Source organism: Sphingomonas benefaciens (assembly GCF_052907485.1).
On record NZ_JBREIC010000005.1, the window covers coordinates 43446 to 63273 of the forward strand.

Here is a 19828-nt window from a genome sequence, read left to right on the forward strand (position 1 = left end):
TGCCGGTCCGGCACCGCCCGCCACCGATCACGCCGCGAACTTCAGCAGCTTGATCGCCTCGCTGTCGGCGACGCAGCCGCCGATCCGCCGCGTCGCGTAGAAGCTGACGAACGGCTTGTTGGTATAGGGATCGCGTAGGATCGCGGTCTCCGCCCGCTCGGCGATCAGATAGCCGGCGCGGAAGTTGCCGAAGGCGATCGCCAGGCTGTTGGCGGCGATGTCGGGCATGTCCTCCGCCTCGACCACCGGATAGCCGAGCAGGGTCGCCGGCTGCCCGCCCGCCAGGCTCGGCTGCCACAACGGCTGGCCCTGCGCGTCCTTGAACTTGCGGATGCGCGCCAGCGTCGCGGCGTTCATCACGAAGCACGCGCCCTGGCGATAGGGCGCGCGCAGGCTCTGGACCAGGTCGATCAGCCGCTCGTCTCCGCCGCTGCCGAAATCGCCGGCGGTGCCCGTCGCCAGGAACTGCAGCGTGCCGAGCGGTCGCGCGCCGTCCTTCGCCGCCGAGGTCGGCGCCTGCAGGAACCCCTTGGGCCGGTTGACGCCATTGCCGTTGACGAAGGCGGCACCCTCCGCCTTGGCGAATTCCAGCGCGATCTCGTCGGCCAGCCATTGCTCGACGTCGAACACCGCATCGTCCAGCATCGCCTGGCTCGCCGACGGATTGGCGTAGAGCTCGCCCATCGGCGGCACCAGTTCGGTGAACACCGGCGTCGCCGTCTCCGGCCGCGCCGCCGTCTCCGCCGCCCAGCCCGACGGCGTGCCGCCGCTGGTGATCAGCTTGCGATATCCCGCCGATCCGACCTGCACGACATTGGCGATCGCGCGGATCGGCGACAGGCCGCGCAGCACCGACGCGATTGTCGCATCGATCTCGTGCGGCACCGCATAGCCGCCGGCATCGCCGCTGACCCCCGTGAACGCCTTCATCTCCAGCGTCGCACCGGTCCTGACGAACCCCGCGAACGCCTCGCCCCGTTCCGCCCGCGCGCCGTCCAGCGCCGGCCTTTCGACCACGTCCATGCCGTCCTCCTTGGTTGAAACCGTCGTCAGTCGAGCCGGTCGACCCGCGCCAGCGGCTGCATCGGCACCGCCACCAGGCTCACCTCGGCGAGCGCGACGCGCAGCAACTCGCGCCGTGCGCCCTGCCGCACCACCAGCGGCCGGTAGCCGACCGACAGGCCCGTCAGCGCACCGCTCCGCATCAGCCGCGCCACGTCCGCGTCGGCGACCTCACCCGCGATCCGCAGGCCGTGCGCATCCTCGTCCAGCGCGACGATCCGCCCGACCGGCTCGCCATGATGGTCGCGCAGCAGCGGCACCCGCGCCGCCCCGGCGAAGGCGCCGGCGCGGAACACGTCGCCCGACCGGTCGGCGCGGTCGAACCGCGCGGCATAGCCGGCGAAGCGCAGCGGCCCACTCACCGCACCCACGCGCCGAACCCCAGCTTCACCGCCAGCCCGGTCAGCAGCAGCGCCGCGCACCAGCCCGCCGCCGCCTTCCACGCCGAACGCTTGGCGTCGCGCCACGCGCCGATCAGCTCGCGCAATTCGGCAAGGTCGCCGCGCGCCGCCTCGTCCGCCAGCCCCAGCCGGGTCAGCGCCCGCAGCGCGCCCAGCTCGCCCGATTCCTCGACGATCGCGCGCAGCGTCGCGAGGTCCGCTCCCTCGCGCGCCGCCTGCGCGATCAGCGTGGTCAGCACGTCGGTCATGGCAATTCTCCCGCTTGCGGATCGAGGCCGAGCAACGCGCGCTTCTCGTCGGCGGACAGGAAGTCGGCGCCCTTCACCGACGCCCACAGTTTCTGCCGGTCCTCGGCGAGCGCCGGCACCCGGTCGAGGTCGACACGCAGCTCACCGTCCGGGAACCAGCCCGCCAGCCCCCGCGCGATGCCGCCGAGCAGCGCGCCGGCGAGCGGCAGCACCGTCATCCGCCACACCGCCCGGTTCGCCTCGCGGTAATTGGCGTGGGTCGAATCGCCGGGCAGGCCGAGCAGCATCGGCGGCACGCCGAAGGCGAGCGCGATGTCGCGCGCCGCCGCCGCCTTCAGCGCGACGAAATCCATGTCGGTCGGCGACAGCGACAGCGCCTGCCAGCGCAGCCCGCCCTCCAGCAGCATCGGCCGCCCGGCATTGGCGGCGCCGGCGAAGCCCGCGTCCATCTCCGCCTTCAGCCGGTCGAACTGGTCGGGCGCCAGCGCGCCGCCGTCGCCCGGCTCGTAGACCAGCGCTCCCGACGGCCGCGCCGCATTGTCGAGCAGCGCCTTGTTCCAGCGCGCCGCGGCATTGTGGATCGCGATCCCCGGCGACGCCGCCGCCAGACAGCCCATGCCGTAATGGTCGTCGAGCGGGTTGAAGCTGCGGACGTGGACGACGTCCGGCCGCGGCCCGTCCGCCGCCAGCCGGCTGGCGCGGTCGCCGACGCGATAGCGATAGGCCGCCGGCCAGCCCGCTGCGTCCACCTCCACCGCGACGCGTTCGGGGCGCAGCGGATAGAGCGCCGCCGCGCCGCCCTCGCCGTCGCGCAGCACCTGGATGAAGGCATTGCCGTGCAGCAGCAGCTGCGCCGCCGCCGCCTCCAGCACCGCCACGCCGCCGCTGCCGGCGCCGACCAGCGCGATCATCGCGGCGTCGCCGGCCAGCGGCGCGCCGGCCACCGCCTCCGCGACCAGCTTCACCGCGCGCTGCGCGACCGGGTTGGCGGCATAGCCCTCGCGCACCTGCGCCTCGTAGGAGCGCGGCCACTGGCCCGCCTCGGCGATGCTGCCGGCACGCGACAGCGCCGGCCGCGCCTCCTCGCGCGCCCGCTTCCCGAACAACCGCATGATGGTCTCTCCTGCTTGAAGCCCCGCCCCTTCGGGCGACGGCGTCAGTCGACGACGCCCGTTACACCGCCCGCACCGCCGCCCGCCCGCGCCGGCCGAGCATCAGCTCGGTCAGCGCCCAGACCAGAGCATCGGCGCGGTCGGGCGACCGGCCCGGTCCGTGATAGCCGCCGCCGGCGACCAGCCCGCACAATTCGTCCTCCAGCGCCGGAAACCGGCCGCGATGCCGCACCCGGCCGCGCTCGTAGAGCGCAGCCACCGGTTCGGCGCGCGCCACCTTGCCGCGGCTCGCCCGCACCAGCCGCACCGGCAGCGTCACGTCGGCGGCGAGCAGCACCGACCGGACCATCGCGCCGCCCTGGTTCGCCTCCGCCACCACCCGGTCGACGCGATGCCGGGCCGCGCAGGCGGCGACCGCGCGCGCCCAGCGTTCGGGCGAGCCGCCGGCGACGCTGGCATCCTCGAGCACATGGCCGATGCCGTCGCCGTCCAGCGCCACCGCGACGATGCCGCAGGCGTCGCCGCCGCCCGCCGCCTCGCCCGCCGGCGGATCGACGCCGATCACCACCCGCACCGGCTCCGGCGCCGCCTCTGTCACCGCCGCCGCCAGCATCGCCCGCGTCCACAGCGCGCCAGCGATGTCGTCGACCATCTCGCCGTCCAGTTCCTGCCGGCCGAGCGCGCTGCCGCCATAGGCATCCTCCACCGCCTCGACGAAGGCATCGGGCAGGAACGGATTGTCGCGCGTGCGCCCGCGCGTCTCCACCAATCCTTTGGCGCGCATCACCCGCCGCATCAGCGGCGTCGGCCGCGGCGTCGTCGTCACCACCACGCGCGGCTGCGCGCCCCGCCGCATCCCCATCATCAGATTGTCCCAGGCGGCATCGCCGCGCCGCCATTTCGCCAGTTCGTCGCACCAGGCCGCATCATGTTCCGGCCCGCGCAACTGACCCGGCACGTCGGCCGAATAGACGAAGGCGCGGGCGCCGTTCGGCCAGCGCACCTCGCCCTTGCCGATCACATAGGTCGGCATGTGGTTCGTCTTGGCCACCGCGACCAGTCCGCTCGGCCCCTCGATCATCACCCGCCGCACATCCTCCGCTGTCGCGCCGACCAGGGCGATCCGGGCATCGCCGTCGCGCGACACCGCGGTGACCCATTCCGCCCCCGCCCGCGTCTTGCCGAAGCCGCGGCCGGCGCGGATCAGCCAGATCCGCCACGCCGTGCCGGCCGGCGGCGCCTGCCCCGCCTGCGCCCAGCCATCCAGCCAGCGGTCGGCGAGCTCGCGCCGGATCGGCATCGGCAGGCTGCGCACCAGCGCGGCGCGTTCCTCGGCGGGCAGCGCCGCCAGCGCCGCGATGACGTCGACCCGCCGGCTCATGCGCCGCTCTCCTTCGCCTTGCGGGCGGCCAGGGCCGCCAGTCGCGACAGGATCGCCGCGTCCGTCTGCTCGCGGGTGGCGACCATCGGTTTCACCCCGCCCCGCTTCACCGTCCCCGCCGCCCGCGCCTCGAAATAGCTGAGCACGCGCAGCGCATCCTCCAGCACGATTCGATCGGTCTCGCCGCCCAGCACATGGCCGACGATCCGCATCTCGATCATCCGCCGTCCCGCGGCGACCGCCTCGCTCCACCGTTCGGCGAAGCGCGCGTTGACGCGATGCCGGTAATGCGCCTGCTGCGGCGGGATTCCCACCGCCCGCGCCGCCGCGCTGATGCTGCCGGTGGCCACCAACGTATCGAAGAAATCGTTCTCCATCGTCCGCGTCCAGCGAATCCAGCGCCGCCCCGCCTCCGGTCGCCGCTCCGGCACCGCCGCCGCTTCGCCCACTGCCCCATCGTCCGGGTCCGCTGCCATGCGTCCTCTCCCATGAAAAAAGGCCGCCGCGACCGGATCGTTCGTCCGCCGCGCCGGCCTCGCCCGCACTTCCTCATTGTTCCTGGTATGTGCCAGAATAGCGTCGCGCTGCCAACAGGAAATAACCAGAGTGGTTATATTGACATATTGCGCAACATATAGGCGCTATTACAACGCGTTAGTTGCCCATTGCCGCGCAGTCGACGGTAAAGATAACAATTACTTGCCATTTTGGTCATTTACCGGTTGATCTCGATCGCCATTTGTCTAGCTTATCGAGCTTGCTGACCATTTCCTGGGACATCGGGCTCATGCTTCTCCGGCCCGCGCCTGTTGCCCAGGTGCTCCTCGATATCCAACTGACGATCGTCCATATGGATAATGCGTCGCGACAGCTGGTCGCGGCGGGACGGGACGATCTGATCGGCCTGCCCGTTGCGGACCTGCTGCAGCCGGCCGAACGGCCGATAGTCGCGGCCTTGCTGTCCGCCGTCCTGGCCGATGGCATCCCGCGGACGATAGAGGCGCGCTGGCGCTATTCCGACGGCAGCACGCGGCGTACCGCCACCTACGTCTCCCGGCTCGGCAGCGGCCCCGACGCGCGGCTGGCACTGGCCTCCCGCCCGATCGCGGCGATCGGAACGGTGGCGGCGCAATGGCAGATCGCCTCGCTGATCCTCGGCGGTCTGCGCACTGGCCGAGTGACCTTCGGAACCGACATCTTTTCCGGCCCGCCGGCGGAGATCCTGCTGATCCTCTACCTGGCAGAGGTGGAGGGGCGCAGCATGACCGCGGCAGCGATTGCCGAGACGACGGAGCTCGGCTGGCGCCTGACGCAGCGCTGGCTGCACGCACTGCTCGAAAGCGGTGTGATCGAGACCGAGCGCGGCGCACCGGTCGCGCCCGACACGTCGTTACGCCTTACCGCCGATGGCGACGATCGGCTGCTGCAGATGTTGACGGCGCTCGAGTCACCGGCTCCGATCCGTCCGACCTAGGGTCGTCGGGAACGCCGGCATGACCCGCCGCACCACGCCGCGGATCAACGCGGACAGGCCACTGCCCTGCGCGTCATGCTCGGCCGGCTGCTGCTCGCCGGCGGTTGGCGGGGCGATCTGGCGCCGTACCGGGGGCCCGGTTCGTTCCGCCTCGTCATAGGGAATGCGCGCCAGATCAAGCATCAACGCGGTGACGTCGCGGCTGAGCGTATCGTGATTGTCGGCATCGAAGGTCGTCCGCAGCGCGCGGCCGACCGGGTAGAGCTTGGCATCCTGCCGCGCCGCCAGTCCGTCCTCACCTGGGTCGAAATGCTCCGCCATGGACACCCTAGGCCTCCAGGTGTCTCAACGTACGGAATCGGCAACAGTTCACCGCCGGCGAAACCGCCGTTCCGGACCTTTCCGGCGGGACGTCGGGCTCAGCCGGCCGGCTGCTCCACCTCGTCCTGCGCCGTCGCCGCCGCACCGCTATAGCAGCGGTCGAGATAATGGTTGGCGATGATGTAATGGGCCCGCACCGCCAGCGGGTGGACGGCGCGCTGCGCCAGCTCCAGTTCGGTCTCGGCGCGGTCGTAGAAATAGCTCGTATCGTCACGCATCGTCGTACAGTCTCAATACTCTGGCAGTGCCATGCCGTGTCGCCGGCGGCGGTGCCACGAAATAGGTTAAGGGGGCCGCGGCGCCCCGCTTGCCGGTCCGGCGGCGCTACCGGCTCGCCGCGTCGGCCACCCGCGCCCAGGCGGCGATCTCGTCGTCGAAATGCTGGCGGACGATCAGGTCGCCGGCGCGCGCCGCCGCCGGGTCGACCACGATCGCGCCGCGCCATTCCCAGCTGGCATTGCCCGACAGCTGCACCATCGCGTCCTCGCCGGCCTCGGCGCGGACCAGCCCGCCGCGATTGAAGACGGTGAACGGCGTCGCATAAGGCAGCCGCCCGGTCAGGCAGGCGGCGAAGCTCGACGCCGCCATGGCGCTGCCGCAACTGTCGGTCAGGCCGACGCCGCGTTCGAAGGTGCGCACGAACAGATCATCGCCGCGCACCTCGACGAACGAGACGTTGGCGCGGTTGGGCAGCCAGTCCGGCGCCGCCTCGCACGTCTCGCCGACCGCGACCAGCGCCGCTTCGTCGATACGATCGGTGAAATGGACCAGATGCGGGTTGGGCATGGCCACCGCGGTATAGGCGCGCCCGTCGCCGAGCGGCGCCACCGGTTGCTCGACGATCCGCGCGTCCGCGACGCTCCGGATCGGCCAGTCGGCGATCGCCAGCCCCGCCGGGCCGGCGGTCTCGCGCACCGTATAGACGCCCTGGGCCAGATCCGCGTCGCGCTCGACCAGGGCGGTCGACGTCTTCAACTGCACCGTCGCCCGGGTCAGCCCCAGCGTCTCGAACCCCATCCGCGCGACGCAGCGCAGACCGTTCAGGCAGGTTTCCGCCTCCGAGCCGTCCGCATTGAACATCCGCATCGCAAAATCGGCCGGGCTCGATGCCGCGCCGAACAGCAGCAGGCCGTCGCCGCCGACCGGTCCGCGCCGGTCGGCCAGCGCGCGGGCGATCCCGCCCCAGGCGGCGTCGTCGAGAGTCATGTCGCGTGCGTCGATCAACGGAAAGTCGTTGCCAGACCCGTGGCACTTCACGAATTCCACCCGCACGCCACACATCCCGTCTCGACGGCGCATGTCGCCGTCACCCTCACCCCGGACGAACACAACGCCTGGTCCGCCCACCCCGTTCCCTATACGTTTTCAGGGCAGCCGGTAATAGGCCGCGAGCCGGTCGAGCGCCAGCGTCAGCACCAGCCGCCCGCTCCGCGCCGGCCAGGCCATCGCCTTTTCCGCCGTCGGCAACGACTCGCCCGCGCAGATCACCCGCCAAGCGACGTCCGCCAGCCCGTTGCCGAGATGCGCGATCGCCGCATCGAGCCGCCGTTTCGCCGCGACATGGGCCAGGCCGGGCTCGCCGCCGTCGCCGTTGCCGCCGTCGACGCGCACCCGGTCCCAACGCATCGTCACCTGCGGGCCGAGCGCCGCCCGCTCGTAATCGGCGCGCAGCCGTTCCCCCGCCTCGCACTGCCGGGCATCGACCAGGCCGCGCGCGCGCAGCCACGCCAGCGGCGATTCGGCGACGTTCACCGTCACCCGCCGCCCGACCCCGATCGTCCGTTCCTCCAGAACCTGCGCCATTCCCTTGCCTCCGTCATCGAGTCGGCTTGTCTCTTGCCACGCACGCATGTTTGTAGGACAGTTGAAAAACCGATCTGGTTAGGAGCTGGGAATGATCACCGCGATCCGCGACGTCCGCCGTGCCAAGGGCCTGACGCTGGAGGATGTCGCGCGCCGCTGCGTCCCGCCGACCACCGCGCAGACGATCGGCCGGCTGGAGATGGGCACCCGCACGGTCTCCGTCGCTTGGCTCAACCGCATCGCCGCCGCTCTGGAGGTCGATCCCGCCGCGTTGGTGACGCTGCCCGAACGGCCGGCGCTGCCGGTCGCCGCGCGGCTCGGTCCGGACGGTGCGTCAGCCCTGCGTCATCCCGAAACCATCGCCTTGCCCGCCGCCCCGCCCGGCGGTGTCGCGATCCAGGTCGACGGCAGCATCGGCGACTATCGCGCCGGCGACATCCTGTGGTGCGCGATGCTCGCCCCCGACGGCTTCGCCACCGCGCTGCTCCACGACGTGCTGGCGCCGCTGCCCGCCGGCCGCTTCGCCTTCGGCCGCCTGCTTGGGGTCGAACCGGCCTCCGCCTATCTGCTGCCGCCAACCCCGGGGGCGAAACCGATCGCGGTTGAGCAACCGGCGTGGCTCGCCCGTCCCATCCGCCTGATGCGCGCGCTGTAGCGGCCCGTTCCCTGCCGGAGGGGCCGGGCGCCGCCGATCCGGCCGGTGGCGGCCCCGCCGATCGCCATCGTCCAGCCCCGCCGCACCCTGCTTCAGATTTGGTCCGGAATGCGCTACAGGGCCGGCCATGCTCAACCTCAACGGCATCACCGTGCGCCTCGGCGGCCGCACGATCCTCGACAATGCGTCCGCCGCGCTGCCGCCGGGCAGCCGCGTCGGCCTGATCGGCCGCAACGGCGCCGGCAAGTCGACGCTGGTTCGCGTCATCGCCGGCCTGCTCGAACCCGACAGCGGTACCGCCGACATGCCGCGCGGCAGCCGCCTCGGCTATATCGCGCAGGAAGCGCCGTCGGGCACCGCCACGCCGTTCGACACCGTGCTCGCCGCCGATACCGAGCGCGCGGCGCTGATGATCGAATCGGAAACGTGCGAGGATCCCGACCGGCTCGGCGACGTCTATGAGCGGCTGATCGCGATCGACGCCTATACCGCGCCGTCGCGCGCCGCGCAGATCCTGCTCGGCCTCGGCTTCGACGAGGGGATGCAGCAGCAGCCGCTCGACAGCTTTTCCGGCGGCTGGAAGATGCGCGTCGCGCTCGCCGCGCTGCTCTTCTCGCAGCCCGACGTGCTGCTGCTCGACGAACCGTCCAACCACCTCGATCTCGAAGCGGTGATGTGGCTTGAGGATTTCCTTAAGAGCTACCGGGCGACGATCGTCGTGGTCAGCCACGAACGCGACTTCCTCAACAACATCGTCGACCACATCCTCCACCTCCAGGGCGGCAAGATCACCCTCTATCCGGGCGGCTACGACAGCTTCGAACGCCAACGCGCCGAACGCATGGCGCAGCTCGCCGCGGCCAAGGCGAACCAGGATGCGCAGCGCGCCAAGCTGCAGGAGTACATCGCCCGCAACTCCGCCCGCGCCTCCACCGCCAAGCAGGCGCAGAGCCGGCAGAAGATGCTGGCGAAGATGCAGCCGATCGCGGAACTCGCCAACGATCCGTCGCTCAGCTTCGACTTCCCCGATCCGCAGGCGTTGCGGCCGCCGCTGATCACGCTCGACCTCGCCAGCGTCGGCTATTCCGAGGTGCCGATCCTGAAGCGGCTCAACCTGCGTATCGATCCCGACGACCGGATCGCGCTGCTCGGCCGCAACGGCAACGGCAAGACGACGCTCGCCCGGCTGCTCGCCGCGCAGCTCGCGCCGCAGGAGGGCAGCATGGCGGCGTCGGGCAAGATGAAGGTCGGCTATTTCACCCAATATCAGGTCGAGGAACTCGACAGCGACGACACACCGCTCGCCCATATGACCCGCGTCATGAAGGGGGCGACACCGGCCGCCGTCCGCGCGCAATTGGGCCGATTTGGTTTCTCCGGCGATCGGGCGACGGGCCAGGTCGGTAAGATGTCGGGCGGCGAAAAGGCCCGGCTGGCGCTGGCGCTGATCACCCGGGACGCGCCGCATCTGCTGATCCTCGACGAGCCGACCAACCACCTCGACGTCGACGCGCGCGAGGCGCTGGTGCAAGCCCTCAACGGCTATACCGGTGCCGTGATCCTGGTCAGCCACGATCGGCATATGGTCGAGATGACCGCCGACCGGCTGGTCCTGGTCGACGCCGGCACCGCCAAGGAATTCGACGGCAGCCTCGACGATTACATCGCCTTCATCCTCGCCGGCGACGCCAAGCCGGGCGAGGGCAAGGCGGCGAAGAAGGAAGCCAAGGCTGCCGCGCGCAACCGCGAGGCGGAAAAGCAGCACCGCAAGATGCTGCGCGATGCGGAGGCGGAGACCGCGAGGCTCACCGCCGAACGCAATGCCGTCGACGCGGCGATGTTCGATCCGAAGACGGCGGCGCCGACCCTCGCGAAACTCACCATGACCGAGCTGATGAAGCGGCGTGCCGATCTGCAAGCGCAGATCGAGGCGGCCGAGGCCAAGTGGCTGGAGGCCAGCGAGGCCCTCGAACTCGCCGCCTGACAACGGGCGGCCGGGGGGATCGATGCGGCACGGAAGGTGGACGGCGCATGGCCGCCGATCCCCGTCTTTTGTGCTGCCTTGCCATCTCGCGACATGCTGACGGGGGCGATCATGCCGGTGGCGTGCGCCGAAATCCCCCGTCTGCGGGGAGGCTGCATGCCGGCGGCCTGATGGAAGGGACTCCCGTGCGATATGGCACTGGTGTCCCAATCTATTGGTCTCCCGCTCGTAGCCAGTCGGTGACGAACAATGCCAATCGAGCGCAGCCGATCTGGTCCTCGGCGACGGTGCCCGCAGCGATATAGCCCAGTGTGCTCGCGGGCACTGAAGCGGCCGCGAGACCCGCCTGTCGATGCCAGACGCAGCTGATCATACCCGTTTCGGCTGGAACCTGTGCTTGCAGAGCTGTCCTACAAGCATGGCCGTTGGTATTGGTGATTTGGCGCAGGGACTGGCCTTGGGAGGCAACGAAAGTTGCAATCACGACAGCCGGGGCGGTCGCCGCTGGGTCCACGACGCCCCAAGGCCGAAGTCCCCGATGCCGGTGCATGGCGACGATCGCGAAATGGTCGACGTGCGTCGTACCCGAGCGCTATCCGCGGGCCCTGCTCTTTGACATCGTATGGTGAATAGACGAGCGACCACACAGGCGCGGTCATCAATGCGCGGCTCTCGCCGCCGATTAGAAAACGCATGTATTTTCCATGATGTAGCTGCCTAGGGCCAGCTTCCCTATGCCGGTGCAACCCGGCATGTCGACGCACTTGTGTTCGGCCGCGCCATCGACCAGAAACGGGTGAGACTTTTGAGACCTTCCGGTATCAAGACACCACCGGGCAACCAATTGGTTGCATAAAATAGGGTAATAGGCAGTTTGGAGGTTGCACGTTCGATTAGCACCCGTCGGGTTGCGGATCGGACAAATTCATGCAACTTCTTGCTTGCATGAACCGCCCTGCGCCGGCCCTGATCTTTGCTGCTTTAGGTGACGCAACCCGCCTGTCGCTGATCGTCGCGCTACGCAGCGGCGGAACGCGATCGATCGCGCGGCTGGCTGCCGCCACGGCCATGACCCGGCAGGCGGTGACCAAGCATCTGCAGGTGCTCGAACGCGTTGGCCTGCTGCATGTCGAGCGGCACGGCCGCGAGACGCACTATATCTATCGCCCAGAGGCCTTGGATGGCGCCCGCGCCTATCTGGACGCCATCGGGGGGCGCTGGGACGCGGTACAGGCGGCGGTCCGTCCGACGGTCACCGATTAAGGTCAGCTCTCGGCCGCATCCTCGCTCGTCGTCTCGCCTGCCGCAGGACGTTCGAACCACGCCTCGACGGGGCCGCTCAGCTTGATCGTCAGCGGGCGGCCATGGCGATCCATCTTCTTGCCGAGCGCGACGCGGATCCAGCCTTCGGAGATCGAATATTCCTCGACGTCGCGACGCTCGGCCCCCTTGAAGCGGATACCGATGCCGCGCTCCAGCACGGGCTGATCGAAATACGGGCTCGACGGGTCGGTCGACAGGCGGTCAGGGGGCGTATCGGTCATGATGCCTGTGCGCTTAGCGGCTCCCACCGCGCCCCTCCACACAAAAAAGCGGCGCCGGAAACCGGCGCCGCTCCTTGCGTGACTGCGAATCTACGCGCTCAATAGCCGTAGTAATAGTCGCGATAGACCACCGGCGGGGGCGGCGGCGGCGCATAGTAGCGCTCGCGATAGACGACCCGCGGCGGGGGCGGCGGCGCGTCGTAATAATTATAGTAGCGCCGATCGTAATAGCGGTCGCGGTTGGAATCCGCGATCGCCGCACCCAGGCCGAGGCCGACGATGCCGCCGAGCAACGCGCCCGCCGCGACATTGCCGCCGCGATCGTAATGACGGTAGCCGCCATAGCCACCATAACGCCCCCAACGCTGCGCGTCGGCGGGAGCCGCCGCGGTCAGCGCGGTCGCCGCCAGGGCGAAGCCAAGACCCGCTTTCTTCAGCAATCCGTTCATCTCTCGAACCTCCTCATACGCCAACGCCCGGTCCGCTTGGTGGGAAAACGCACAAGGGTGCGAGCGTGTTGCGATGCTGTGGCCGATTCGCGCTGAACAGAGCCGGAATGCGTCGTTAAGCAGCGGTTTAGTCGGTCCGGCTGCGCCGCGTCCCGGACGATCGCAACGTTAATCTCCATTCATAATACCGACATAATCCGCGCCTAGCGCCGACCGCAGCCGCGGGGGCGGACACCATAGTAGCCGGTATCCGTCCGCGATCGCGGTTACGCGCGGACCGAGCGGGGCGCCCCTTTGCGTGCAGTACAAGGGGAAAACGATCGTGAACCATCGCCACCTGTTGAAGACCGCGCTGCTGGTCAGCGCCGCGACCTTCGCCGCACCTGCTTTGGCCCAGACGGCTCAGCCGGGCGCCGACCGCGCCGATGCCGTGGAGCAGACGCAGACCGCCGATAGCGGCGATCTCGGCGACATCGTCGTCACCGCCGAACGCCGGTCGGAAAACCTGCAGCGCGTGCCGCTGTCGGTAGCGGTGGTGAACGGCGGCGATTTGCGCGCCTTTCAAGCGGGTGGCGAGGACACGCTGGCCTTGTCCGGGCGCGTTCCCGGCCTCTATGCCGAAACCACCACCGGCCGGATCTTCCCGCGCTACTATATCCGCGGCCTCGGCAACATCGACTTCTACCTCGGCGCATCGCAGCCGGTGTCGATCATTCAAGACGATGTCGTCCTCGAACACGTCGTGCTGAAGTCGAACCCGGTCTACGACGTCGCCCAGGTCGAGGTGCTGCGCGGTCCGCAGGGCTCGCTGTTCGGCCGCAACACCACTGCCGGCATCATCAAGTTCGACACGATCCGCCCCAGCCAGGAATGGCAGGGCCGCGTCGCCGCGTCGGCGGGCGAATACGGCACCTTCACCTATGACGCCGGCGTCGGCGGCCCGCTGGTCACCGACAAGGTCGCCTTTCGCCTGTCGGGCCTGATCCAGCATCGCAACGACTGGGTCGACAATACCTTCACCGGCACAAGCGCCGACGGCACCTCGACGCCGCTGAAGAACGCGATGGGCGGCTTCACCGAAAAGGACGCGCGTCTCCAGATCCTGCTGACGCCGACCGAGGCGTTCACCGTCAACGTCTCGGGCCATGTGCGCGGCTACGAAGGCACCTCGACGCTGTTCCACCGCGCCGCGCTGAAGAAGGGGTCGAACTCGGTCGACGCCGAGCCGCGCGACCGCGTCGCCTATGACGAGGCCAAGAACAATCCGCAGAATTACGACACCTACGGCTGGTCGGTGAACGGCTCCTATGATTTCGGCGCCGCGACGCTGACCTCGATCAGCGCCTATGAGACGACCTCGGGCTTCAGCCGCGGCGATACCGACGGCGGCGCGGCGGCGAACTTCCCGGTGAACGGCGTCGCCAACGGCTTCGGCCAGAGCCAGGGCAACGTCCGCGCGCTTGGCCAGTATACGCAGGAAGTGCGCCTCGCCTCGCCCGGCGATCTGCGCTTCACCTGGCAGGTCGGCGGCTTCTACTTCAACCAGAACGACACCACCGACTTCTACCAGCGCGCCTTTTTCCTGACCACCGCCGCGCGCAACCCCAACAATTGGGTGCGTCTGCACAACGTCAACACCAGCTGGGCGGCCTTCGGCCAGGCGAGCTTCAAGGTGACGCCGGACTTCACGATCACCGCCGGCGCGCGCGAGACCAACGACACCAAGAAGACGACGCTGCTCAAGACCGCGAACACCGTCGCCAACGTCTCGACCTACACCGGTCGCCGCTATGTCCGCCTATCGGACACGACGCCCAGCTGGGATGTCTCGGCGCTCTACCAGATCGACCCGAACGACAGCGTCTATGCGCGCGTCGCCCGCGGCTTCCGCGGGCCGACGATCCAGGGCCGTTCGGCGGTGTTCAACTCGGACTTCACCACCGCCAACAGCGAGACGATCACCTCGTACGAGATCGGGTCGAAGGGGATCCTCCTCGACGGCCGCCTGCGCCTCAATTCGTCGCTCTTCTATTACACGGTCAACGACATCCAGCTGAACGGCAACGACGTCAACGGCAACGGCGTGCTGTTCAACGCCGACAAGGCGGAGGCTTATGGCGTCGAGATTGACGCCGAGCTGCGCCCGGTGCGCAACCTGACGCTGACGCTCGGCGCCAGCGCGCTGCATTCGGAGATCAAGGACAAGCGCGTCTATGCGCAGGTCTGCGCGCTCAACGGCGTCGTGGTCTGCACCGTGCTCGACCCGACGATCAAGGTCGGCGCCAACACCTTCGCGCAGATCGACGGCAATCCGCTGCCCAACGCGCCGACGTGGAACGTCAACGCTACCGCGCGCTACGACGTGCCGCTCGCCAGCGGCGCCAAGCTGTTCGCGGCGACCGACTGGAACGTGCAGGGCTACACCAATTTCGTGCTCTACCGGACGCGCGAATTCTACGCGAAGGGCAATTTTGAGGGCGGTTTGCGCCTCGGTGTCACCAGCGCCGACGACAAGTACGAGGTGGCGGCCTTCGCCCGCAACATCACGAACGAGAAGAACCTCAAGGGCGTGATCGAAAACTATATGGCCGCCGTGTTCAACGAGCCGCGCGTCATCGGCGTCTCGGTCAGCGGCCGGTTCAAGTAATCCTCAAGGCTTCTACGCACGCAGGAGCCCAGGGTCCGAAGCGACAAGGCTGGCGGCTCTGGGTTCCCGCTGCCGCAGGAGCAGCCGAGACCCAAAGAAAAAGGGCCGGTGGAGCAATCCACCGGCCCTTTCCATTAACCCGAAGACGACGGCTCAGGCCGCCTGCTTGGCCCGGCTGGCACGCTTGCGCTCATGCGGGTCGAGGTGGCGCTTGCGCAGCCGGATCGACTTGGGCGTGACTTCGACCATCTCGTCGTCGTCGATATAGGCGATCGCCTGCTCCAGCGTCATCTTCTTCGGCGGGGTCAGGCGGATCGCATCGTCCTTGCCGCCGCTCGCACGGAAGTTCGTCAGCTGCTTCGCCTTCATCGGATTGACCTCAAGGTCGTCCGTCTTGGCGTTCTCGCCGATGATCATGCCCTCGTAGAGCGCCTCGCCGTGACCGACGAACAGGATGCCACGCTCTTCGAGCGGCCCGAGCGCATAGCCCTGCGCCTCACCGGCACCGTTCGAAATGAGGACGCCGTTCTTGCGGCCCTCGATATTGCCCTTGTGCGGGCCGTACTTCTCGAACAGCCGGTTCATGATGCCGGTGCCGCGCGTGTCGGACAGGAACTCGCCGTGATAGCCGATCAGGCCACGGCTCGGCGCGGAGAAGGTGATGCGCGTCTTGCCGCCACCGCTGGGCCGCATATCGGTCATCTCGGCCTTGCGCTGGTTCATCTTGTCGACGACCGTGCCGGAGAACTCCTCGTCGACGTCGATCACGACGGTTTCGTACGGCTCGGTCTTCTTGCCGTTCTCGTCTTCGCCGAACAGCACGCGCGGCCGGCTGATGCCGAGCTCGAAGCCCTCGCGACGCATCGTCTCGATCAGCACACCGAGCTGAAGCTCGCCGCGGCCCGCGACTTCGAAGCTGTCGCGGTCGTCGCTTTCGGTCACCTTGATCGCGACGTTCGATTCCGCCTCGCGCATCAGGCGGTCGCGGATCATGCGGCTGGTCACCTTGCTGCCTTCGCGGCCCGCCATCGGCGAATCGTTGACGGCGAAGCGCATCGACAGCGTCGGCGGATCGATCGGCTGCGCCTTGATCGGGGTCGAGACGCTGACGTCGGCGATCGTGTTGGCGACGGTCGCGACGGTCAGGCCGGCGAGGCTGATGATGTCGCCCGCCTGCGCTTCCTCGACCGGCACGCGCTCCAGGCCGCGGAACGACATGATCTTCGACGCGCGGCCGGTCTCGATGACGTTGCCGTCGGCGTCGAGCGCGTGGATCGCCTGGTTGAGCTTCAGCGTACCGGTGTTGACGCGGCCGGTCAGGATGCGGCCAACGAAATTGTCGCGGTCGAGCAGGGTGACGAGGAAGCTGAACGGCGCGTCCAGATCGACCTTCGGCGCCGGCACGTGGCTGACGATCAGTTCGAACATCGGCGTCAGCGTGCCTTCGCGCGCGTCCATGTCGGTCGAGGCATAGCCGTTGCGGCCCGAGGCGTAGAGCACCGGGAAGTCGAGCTGCTCGTCATTGGCGTCGAGCGACACGAACAGGTCGAACACCTCGTCCAGCACCTCCTGGATGCGGGCGTCGGCACGGTCGACCTTGTTGACGACGACGATCGGCTTCAGGCCCAGCGCCAGCGCCTTGCCGGTGACGAACTTGGTCTGCGGCATCGCGCCTTCCGACGAGTCGACCAGCAGGATGACGCCGTCGACCATCGACAAGATGCGCTCCACCTCGCCGCCGAAGTCGGCGTGGCCGGGCGTGTCGACGATGTTGATGCGCGTGCCCTGCCATTCGACCGAGGTCGGCTTGGCGAGGATGGTGATACCGCGCTCTTTTTCGAGGTCGTTCGAATCCATCGCGCGTTCCTCGACGCGCTGGTTGTCGCGGAAGGTGCCGGACTGGCGGAACAGCTGGTCGACGAGCGTGGTCTTGCCGTGATCGACGTGCGCGATGATCGCCACGTTGCGGAGGCTCATGGGAAATCCTGATCGGGAAGAGGGAAGTTCGCGCGCCCATAGCCGAAATGTTGCGCCGCGGGAAGGGCGGCGGGATTTCCGCTTGGAACCAGCAGGCGTGTTATTTACATGATACACTTGAACACCGCCGCCAACACCGGCACATTGGCGGCGCGCTTCTACGAGGAACGACGATGGCCACTACCGCCGATACGCTGACCGCCGAGAAGGATTTGGTGCTGACGCCGCCCGATCCGGTACCGACGGTGCAGGCAGAGCGCGCCGCCGGGCTGGTGCCGATCGACGACACCAAGAAGACGCAGCTCGAGCAACGCGTCGACACCTTCGTCCGCGATCTCGTCGCCGAAGACGTCAACAGTCCCGAATTCGGGAAGCGCGTCGATGCGATTACCGCCATGGGCGCCAAGGAAATTCGCGAGGCGGCGGGCCAGTCCAACCGCTTCCTCGACCGCCCGATCCGCGCGATGGACAAGGACACCGGCGTCGGCGCCGACCTGGCGCAGTTGCGTCGCGTGATCGAGGATCTCGATCCAGGCAAGAAGGGCGCGCTGTCCGGGCCGAAGAAGATCTTCGGCGTGATCCCCTTCGGCTCCAAGATGCGCGACTATTTCGACAGCTACAAATCGTCGCAGACGCATATCAGTTCGATCCTGAAGAGCCTGGCGTCGGGCAAGGACGAGCTGCTGATGGACAATGCCGCCATCGATACCGAGCGTGCCAATCTGTGGGGCGCGATGGGCCGGCTGGAACAGATGATCCATCTGTCCAAGGCGATGGACGCCAAGTTGGAAGAGACTGCCAACGACCTCGACCACACCGATCCCGCCAAGGCCAAGGCGATCCGTGAGACCGCCTTGTTCTACACGCGCCAACGCACGCAGGACCTTCTGACCCAGATGGCGGTAACGGTGCAGGGCTATCTGGCGCTCGACCTGGTCAAGAAGAACAACGTCGAGCTGATCAAGGGCGTCGACCGCGCCTCGACCACCACGGTTTCCGCGCTACGCACCGCGGTGACGGTGGCGCAGGCGCTGACCAACCAGAAGCTGGTGCTGGAAAGCATCACGCAGCTCAACACAACGACCGCCAACATCATCGATTCGACCGGCAAGTTGTTGCGGTCGAACACCGCGGCGATCCACGAACAGGCCGCGGCCTCGACCATCCCGCTCGAAACGCTGCAGCGCGCCTTCCAGAACATCTACGACACGATGGACGCGATCGACACGTTCAAGGTCAAGGCGCTCGATTCGATGAAGACCACGGTCAACGCGCTCGGCAATGAGGTGGAGAAGTCGAAGGGCTATATCGCCCGCGCCGAGGGCGCGACGCAGGGCGCGTTGAAGGGACCAAGCGACCAATATCGCCTGGAATCGTTGTAACACCGCGATGACCGAAGTCGACGAACAGATCGCCCGTGCCCGCGCCACGATGGCGCGGATCAGCCAGGATTATGGCGGGCCGGCGCGTGACCAGCTCCGTGAGCAATATCGGGTCCACGGCAAGCGGTTGAAGCGCAAGGCGATCGGCGCCGGCCAGCGGCTCGCCTTCATCGCCATCGTCAACGCGATCATCCTGATCGCGGCGGGAGCGGCCGGCATGGTCTTCCCGCTCGGCATCTTCGGCGCGCTCGGCGTGCTGCTGCTGATGGTCGCGGCGACGCTGCTGATCGCCATGGCGCCCGCCGCCCGCGCGCCCAGCGAGAAGAGCCTGCGCGAGGTCGACATCAAGGCACTGCCGGCCAAGACCGAGCGCTGGCTCGATGCGCAGCGTCCCGCGCTGCCACCGCCCGCCCGCGCCCTCGTCGATCAGATCGGCCTGCGACTGGAAACGCTGTCGCCGCAGCTCGGCCGACTGGAGGGGCGCGACGAGGAAGCCTATGAGGTGCGCCGCCTGATCGGCGAACAGCTGCCCGCCTTCGTCAATGATTATGCGCGGGTGCCGGAGCCGTTGCGCAAGGTCGAGCGCAACGGGCGCACTCCCGATGCGGAGCTGGTCTCCGGTCTCAAGCTGATCGAGCAGGAGATCGCTGACATGACCCGGCGGCTGGCGCAGGACGATCTCGACAGTCTGGCGACGCGGGGCCGTTATCTGGAAGTGAAATACCGCGGCGACGAGGCCCCGCCCGCCGCCTGAGGCTTGCCACAACGTTCTTCCTATGTTCCAGATCGCCGATGCGAATCGGAGAGGAGCGGCTTGTCCTGATAGCGTTACGCGCACTCGACGACGTCACCGCCGCGGTCGCCGCGGGCGCCGTGCTCGCGCCGACCGCGCAGCTGCGCCTCCTGCTGGCCGTTCTCCACGATGCCGTACCCGGCGACGGCCGACGTGCTCCGTTCGATGCGGTTTGGCGGATCGCGACGCGCCGCGGCCCCGCCAATCGCCGCGCCGCCGCGTTGCGATCACTGCGGGCGGAGATCGTCGCGCTGCTCGCGGTCGCAGCGCCCGAACAGGCGGTGTCCGTCGCGATCCGTAGCAACGACGACGAGGAGCGTCAGCAAAAGGCCTGGGAACGGCGCGGCAAACACTGCCCGATCCAGCGCCCGATGTTCGACCGCTGGCCGACTGGCGAACGGTAGATGGTGGGCGCTGACGGGTTCGAACCGCCGACCTACTCGGTGTAAACGAGCCGCTCTACCAGCTGAGCTAAGCGCCCCCATGGGGTGGGATGCCGATGCCAAACCCGCGCGCGGCGCGCAAGCCCGGCGAT

Annotated in this window: 21 protein-coding genes and 1 tRNA gene; 8 read left to right on the forward strand and 14 right to left on the reverse strand. The window is 68.5% G+C overall.

The features are described 5' to 3' along the window. Nucleotides 1-27: 27 nt before the first annotated feature. From ACU5AX_RS15330 to ACU5AX_RS15355, 6 genes are all read right to left on the reverse strand, one after another. Nucleotides 28-1023 carry a phage major capsid protein gene (locus tag ACU5AX_RS15330; protein WP_446691683.1) on the reverse strand — a complete coding sequence of 332 codons (996 nt, stop codon included), beginning with the start codon at nt 1021-1023 and terminating at the stop codon, nt 28-30. 26 nt (nt 1024-1049) lie between these two features. Then, nucleotides 1050-1433 carry an HK97 family phage prohead protease gene (locus ACU5AX_RS15335; RefSeq protein ID WP_446691684.1) on the reverse strand — a complete coding sequence of 128 codons (384 nt, stop codon included), beginning with the start codon at nt 1431-1433 and terminating at the stop codon, nt 1050-1052. Further along, entirely contained in the window at nt 1421-1711 is a 291-nt protein-coding gene (locus tag ACU5AX_RS15340) for a DUF6127 family protein (RefSeq protein WP_198354278.1), read from the reverse strand. Before ACU5AX_RS15340 ends, ACU5AX_RS15335 begins: the two co-directional genes overlap by 13 nt. Then, on the reverse strand, nt 1708-2823 hold the full coding sequence (locus ACU5AX_RS15345) for a phage portal protein (protein WP_446691685.1): 1116 nt from the start codon (nt 2821-2823) through the stop codon (nt 1708-1710). The genes ACU5AX_RS15340 and ACU5AX_RS15345 overlap by 4 nt, the downstream gene beginning before the upstream one ends. A gap of 61 nt (nt 2824-2884) precedes the next feature. Next, entirely contained in the window at nt 2885-4204 is a 1320-nt protein-coding gene (locus ACU5AX_RS15350; RefSeq protein ID WP_446691686.1) for a terminase large subunit domain-containing protein, read from the reverse strand. After that, nucleotides 4201-4680 (reverse strand): hypothetical protein, encoded by a 480-nt coding sequence (locus tag ACU5AX_RS15355; RefSeq protein ID WP_446691687.1) that lies wholly within the window; start codon nt 4678-4680, stop codon nt 4201-4203. The genes ACU5AX_RS15350 and ACU5AX_RS15355 overlap by 4 nt, the downstream gene beginning before the upstream one ends. 182 nt (nt 4681-4862) lie before the next feature. On the opposite strand from ACU5AX_RS15355, the gene ACU5AX_RS15360 reads away from it, so the two are divergent. Then, entirely contained in the window at nt 4863-5678 is an 816-nt protein-coding gene (locus tag ACU5AX_RS15360; RefSeq protein WP_446691688.1) for a PAS domain-containing protein, read from the forward strand. Here the strand turns inward: ACU5AX_RS15360 and ACU5AX_RS15365 are convergent. The 4 genes from ACU5AX_RS15365 to ACU5AX_RS15380 all read right to left on the reverse strand — a co-directional run bounded on the left by ACU5AX_RS15365 (nt 5652) and on the right by ACU5AX_RS15380 (nt 7862). After that, entirely contained in the window at nt 5652-5999 is a 348-nt protein-coding gene (locus ACU5AX_RS15365) for a hypothetical protein (RefSeq protein ID WP_446691917.1), read from the reverse strand. The genes ACU5AX_RS15360 and ACU5AX_RS15365 overlap by 27 nt on opposite strands. Before the next feature lie 98 nt (nt 6000-6097). Next, on the reverse strand, nt 6098-6277 hold the full coding sequence (locus tag ACU5AX_RS15370; protein WP_198354272.1) for a hypothetical protein: 180 nt from the start codon (nt 6275-6277) through the stop codon (nt 6098-6100). A 106-nt stretch (nt 6278-6383) separates the two neighbouring features. After that, the gene (gene dapF, locus ACU5AX_RS15375) at nt 6384-7331 is read right to left on the reverse strand and encodes a diaminopimelate epimerase (RefSeq protein WP_446691689.1); all 948 of its coding nucleotides are present in this window, start codon (nt 7329-7331) and stop codon (nt 6384-6386) included. A 93-nt stretch (nt 7332-7424) separates the two neighbouring features. Next, on the reverse strand, nt 7425-7862 hold the full coding sequence (locus ACU5AX_RS15380) for a DUF6456 domain-containing protein (protein ID WP_446691690.1): 438 nt from the start codon (nt 7860-7862) through the stop codon (nt 7425-7427). A 91-nt stretch (nt 7863-7953) separates the two neighbouring features. Between ACU5AX_RS15380 and ACU5AX_RS15385 the strand changes: the two genes are divergently transcribed. From ACU5AX_RS15385 to ACU5AX_RS15395, 3 genes are all read left to right on the forward strand, one after another. Next, the gene (locus ACU5AX_RS15385; RefSeq protein ID WP_446691691.1) at nt 7954-8517 is read left to right on the forward strand and encodes a helix-turn-helix domain-containing protein; all 564 of its coding nucleotides are present in this window, start codon (nt 7954-7956) and stop codon (nt 8515-8517) included. Nucleotides 8518-8644: 127 nt separating this feature from the next. After that, nucleotides 8645-10501, forward strand: coding sequence for an ABC-F family ATP-binding cassette domain-containing protein (locus ACU5AX_RS15390; RefSeq protein WP_446691692.1), 1857 nt, complete (start codon nt 8645-8647; stop codon nt 10499-10501). Between the two features lie 945 nt (nt 10502-11446). Beyond that, on the forward strand, nt 11447-11764 hold the full coding sequence (locus tag ACU5AX_RS15395) for an ArsR/SmtB family transcription factor (RefSeq protein WP_446691693.1): 318 nt from the start codon (nt 11447-11449) through the stop codon (nt 11762-11764). Between the two features lie 2 nt (nt 11765-11766). Here the strand turns inward: ACU5AX_RS15395 and ACU5AX_RS15400 are convergent, their stop codons facing one another. Then, the gene (locus ACU5AX_RS15400) at nt 11767-12045 is read right to left on the reverse strand and encodes a DUF3297 family protein (RefSeq protein ID WP_446691694.1); all 279 of its coding nucleotides are present in this window, start codon (nt 12043-12045) and stop codon (nt 11767-11769) included. A 98-nt stretch (nt 12046-12143) separates the two neighbouring features. Then, nucleotides 12144-12494: a hypothetical protein gene (locus tag ACU5AX_RS15405; RefSeq protein ID WP_198354265.1), complete on the reverse strand. Its 351-nt coding sequence runs from the start codon at nt 12492-12494 to the stop codon at nt 12144-12146. 322 nt (nt 12495-12816) lie between these two features. Here ACU5AX_RS15405 and ACU5AX_RS15410 point away from each other — a divergent pair, with 322 nt between their 5' ends. After that, nucleotides 12817-15141 carry a TonB-dependent receptor gene (locus ACU5AX_RS15410; protein ID WP_446691695.1) on the forward strand — a complete coding sequence of 775 codons (2325 nt, stop codon included), beginning with the start codon at nt 12817-12819 and terminating at the stop codon, nt 15139-15141. 153 nt (nt 15142-15294) lie between these two features. Here ACU5AX_RS15410 and typA read toward each other — a convergent pair whose 3' ends face one another. Further along, entirely contained in the window at nt 15295-17118 is a 1824-nt protein-coding gene (gene typA / locus ACU5AX_RS15415) for a translational GTPase TypA (RefSeq protein ID WP_198354264.1), read from the reverse strand. A gap of 173 nt (nt 17119-17291) precedes the next feature. Here typA and ACU5AX_RS15420 point away from each other — a divergent pair, with 173 nt between their 5' ends. Genes ACU5AX_RS15420 through ACU5AX_RS15430 form a run of 3 tightly spaced genes read left to right on the forward strand, consistent with a single transcriptional unit; the run spans nt 17292 to nt 19697 of the window. Next, a complete protein-coding gene (locus ACU5AX_RS15420; RefSeq protein ID WP_446691696.1) occupies nt 17292-18500 on the forward strand; it encodes a toxic anion resistance protein in 1209 nt (402 codons plus the stop codon). Between the two features lie 7 nt (nt 18501-18507). Further along, nucleotides 18508-19254, forward strand: coding sequence for a hypothetical protein (locus ACU5AX_RS15425; protein WP_198354262.1), 747 nt, complete (start codon nt 18508-18510; stop codon nt 19252-19254). A 38-nt stretch (nt 19255-19292) separates the two neighbouring features. Further along, nucleotides 19293-19697 (forward strand): hypothetical protein, encoded by a 405-nt coding sequence (locus ACU5AX_RS15430; RefSeq protein WP_446691697.1) that lies wholly within the window; start codon nt 19293-19295, stop codon nt 19695-19697. Nucleotide 19698: 1 nt separating this feature from the next. On the opposite strand, the gene ACU5AX_RS15435 is transcribed toward ACU5AX_RS15430, so the two are convergent. Then, nucleotides 19699-19774 (reverse strand) — tRNA-Val (locus ACU5AX_RS15435). Between the last annotated feature and the right edge of the window lie 54 nt (nt 19775-19828).

Coding starts and splice junctions, on each gene's coding strand:
- ACU5AX_RS15330 (WP_446691683.1), bottom strand. CDS start 1,023: ATGGACGTGGTCGAAAGGCCGGCGCTGGACGGCGCGCGGGCGGAACGG.
- ACU5AX_RS15340 (WP_198354278.1), bottom strand. CDS start 1,711: ATGACCGACGTGCTGACCACGCTGATCGCGCAGGCGGCGCGCGAGGGA.
- ACU5AX_RS15345 (WP_446691685.1), bottom strand. CDS start 2,823: ATGCGGTTGTTCGGGAAGCGGGCGCGCGAGGAGGCGCGGCCGGCGCTG.
- ACU5AX_RS15350 (WP_446691686.1), bottom strand. CDS start 4,204: ATGAGCCGGCGGGTCGACGTCATCGCGGCGCTGGCGGCGCTGCCCGCC.
- ACU5AX_RS15355 (WP_446691687.1), bottom strand. CDS start 4,680: ATGGCAGCGGACCCGGACGATGGGGCAGTGGGCGAAGCGGCGGCGGTG.
- ACU5AX_RS15365 (WP_446691917.1), bottom strand. CDS start 5,999: ATGGCGGAGCATTTCGACCCAGGTGAGGACGGACTGGCGGCGCGGCAG.
- ACU5AX_RS15370 (WP_198354272.1), bottom strand. CDS start 6,277: ATGCGTGACGATACGAGCTATTTCTACGACCGCGCCGAGACCGAACTG.
- ACU5AX_RS15380 (WP_446691690.1), bottom strand. CDS start 7,862: ATGGCGCAGGTTCTGGAGGAACGGACGATCGGGGTCGGGCGGCGGGTG.
- ACU5AX_RS15385 (WP_446691691.1), top strand. CDS start 7,954: ATGATCACCGCGATCCGCGACGTCCGCCGTGCCAAGGGCCTGACGCTG.
- ACU5AX_RS15390 (WP_446691692.1), top strand. CDS start 8,645: ATGCTCAACCTCAACGGCATCACCGTGCGCCTCGGCGGCCGCACGATC.
- ACU5AX_RS15395 (WP_446691693.1), top strand. CDS start 11,447: ATGAACCGCCCTGCGCCGGCCCTGATCTTTGCTGCTTTAGGTGACGCA.
- ACU5AX_RS15400 (WP_446691694.1), bottom strand. CDS start 12,045: ATGACCGATACGCCCCCTGACCGCCTGTCGACCGACCCGTCGAGCCCG.
- ACU5AX_RS15405 (WP_198354265.1), bottom strand. CDS start 12,494: ATGAACGGATTGCTGAAGAAAGCGGGTCTTGGCTTCGCCCTGGCGGCG.
- typA (WP_198354264.1), bottom strand. CDS start 17,118: ATGAGCCTCCGCAACGTGGCGATCATCGCGCACGTCGATCACGGCAAG.
- ACU5AX_RS15420 (WP_446691696.1), top strand. CDS start 17,292: ATGGCCACTACCGCCGATACGCTGACCGCCGAGAAGGATTTGGTGCTG.
- ACU5AX_RS15425 (WP_198354262.1), top strand. CDS start 18,508: ATGACCGAAGTCGACGAACAGATCGCCCGTGCCCGCGCCACGATGGCG.
- ACU5AX_RS15430 (WP_446691697.1), top strand. CDS start 19,293: ATGCGAATCGGAGAGGAGCGGCTTGTCCTGATAGCGTTACGCGCACTC.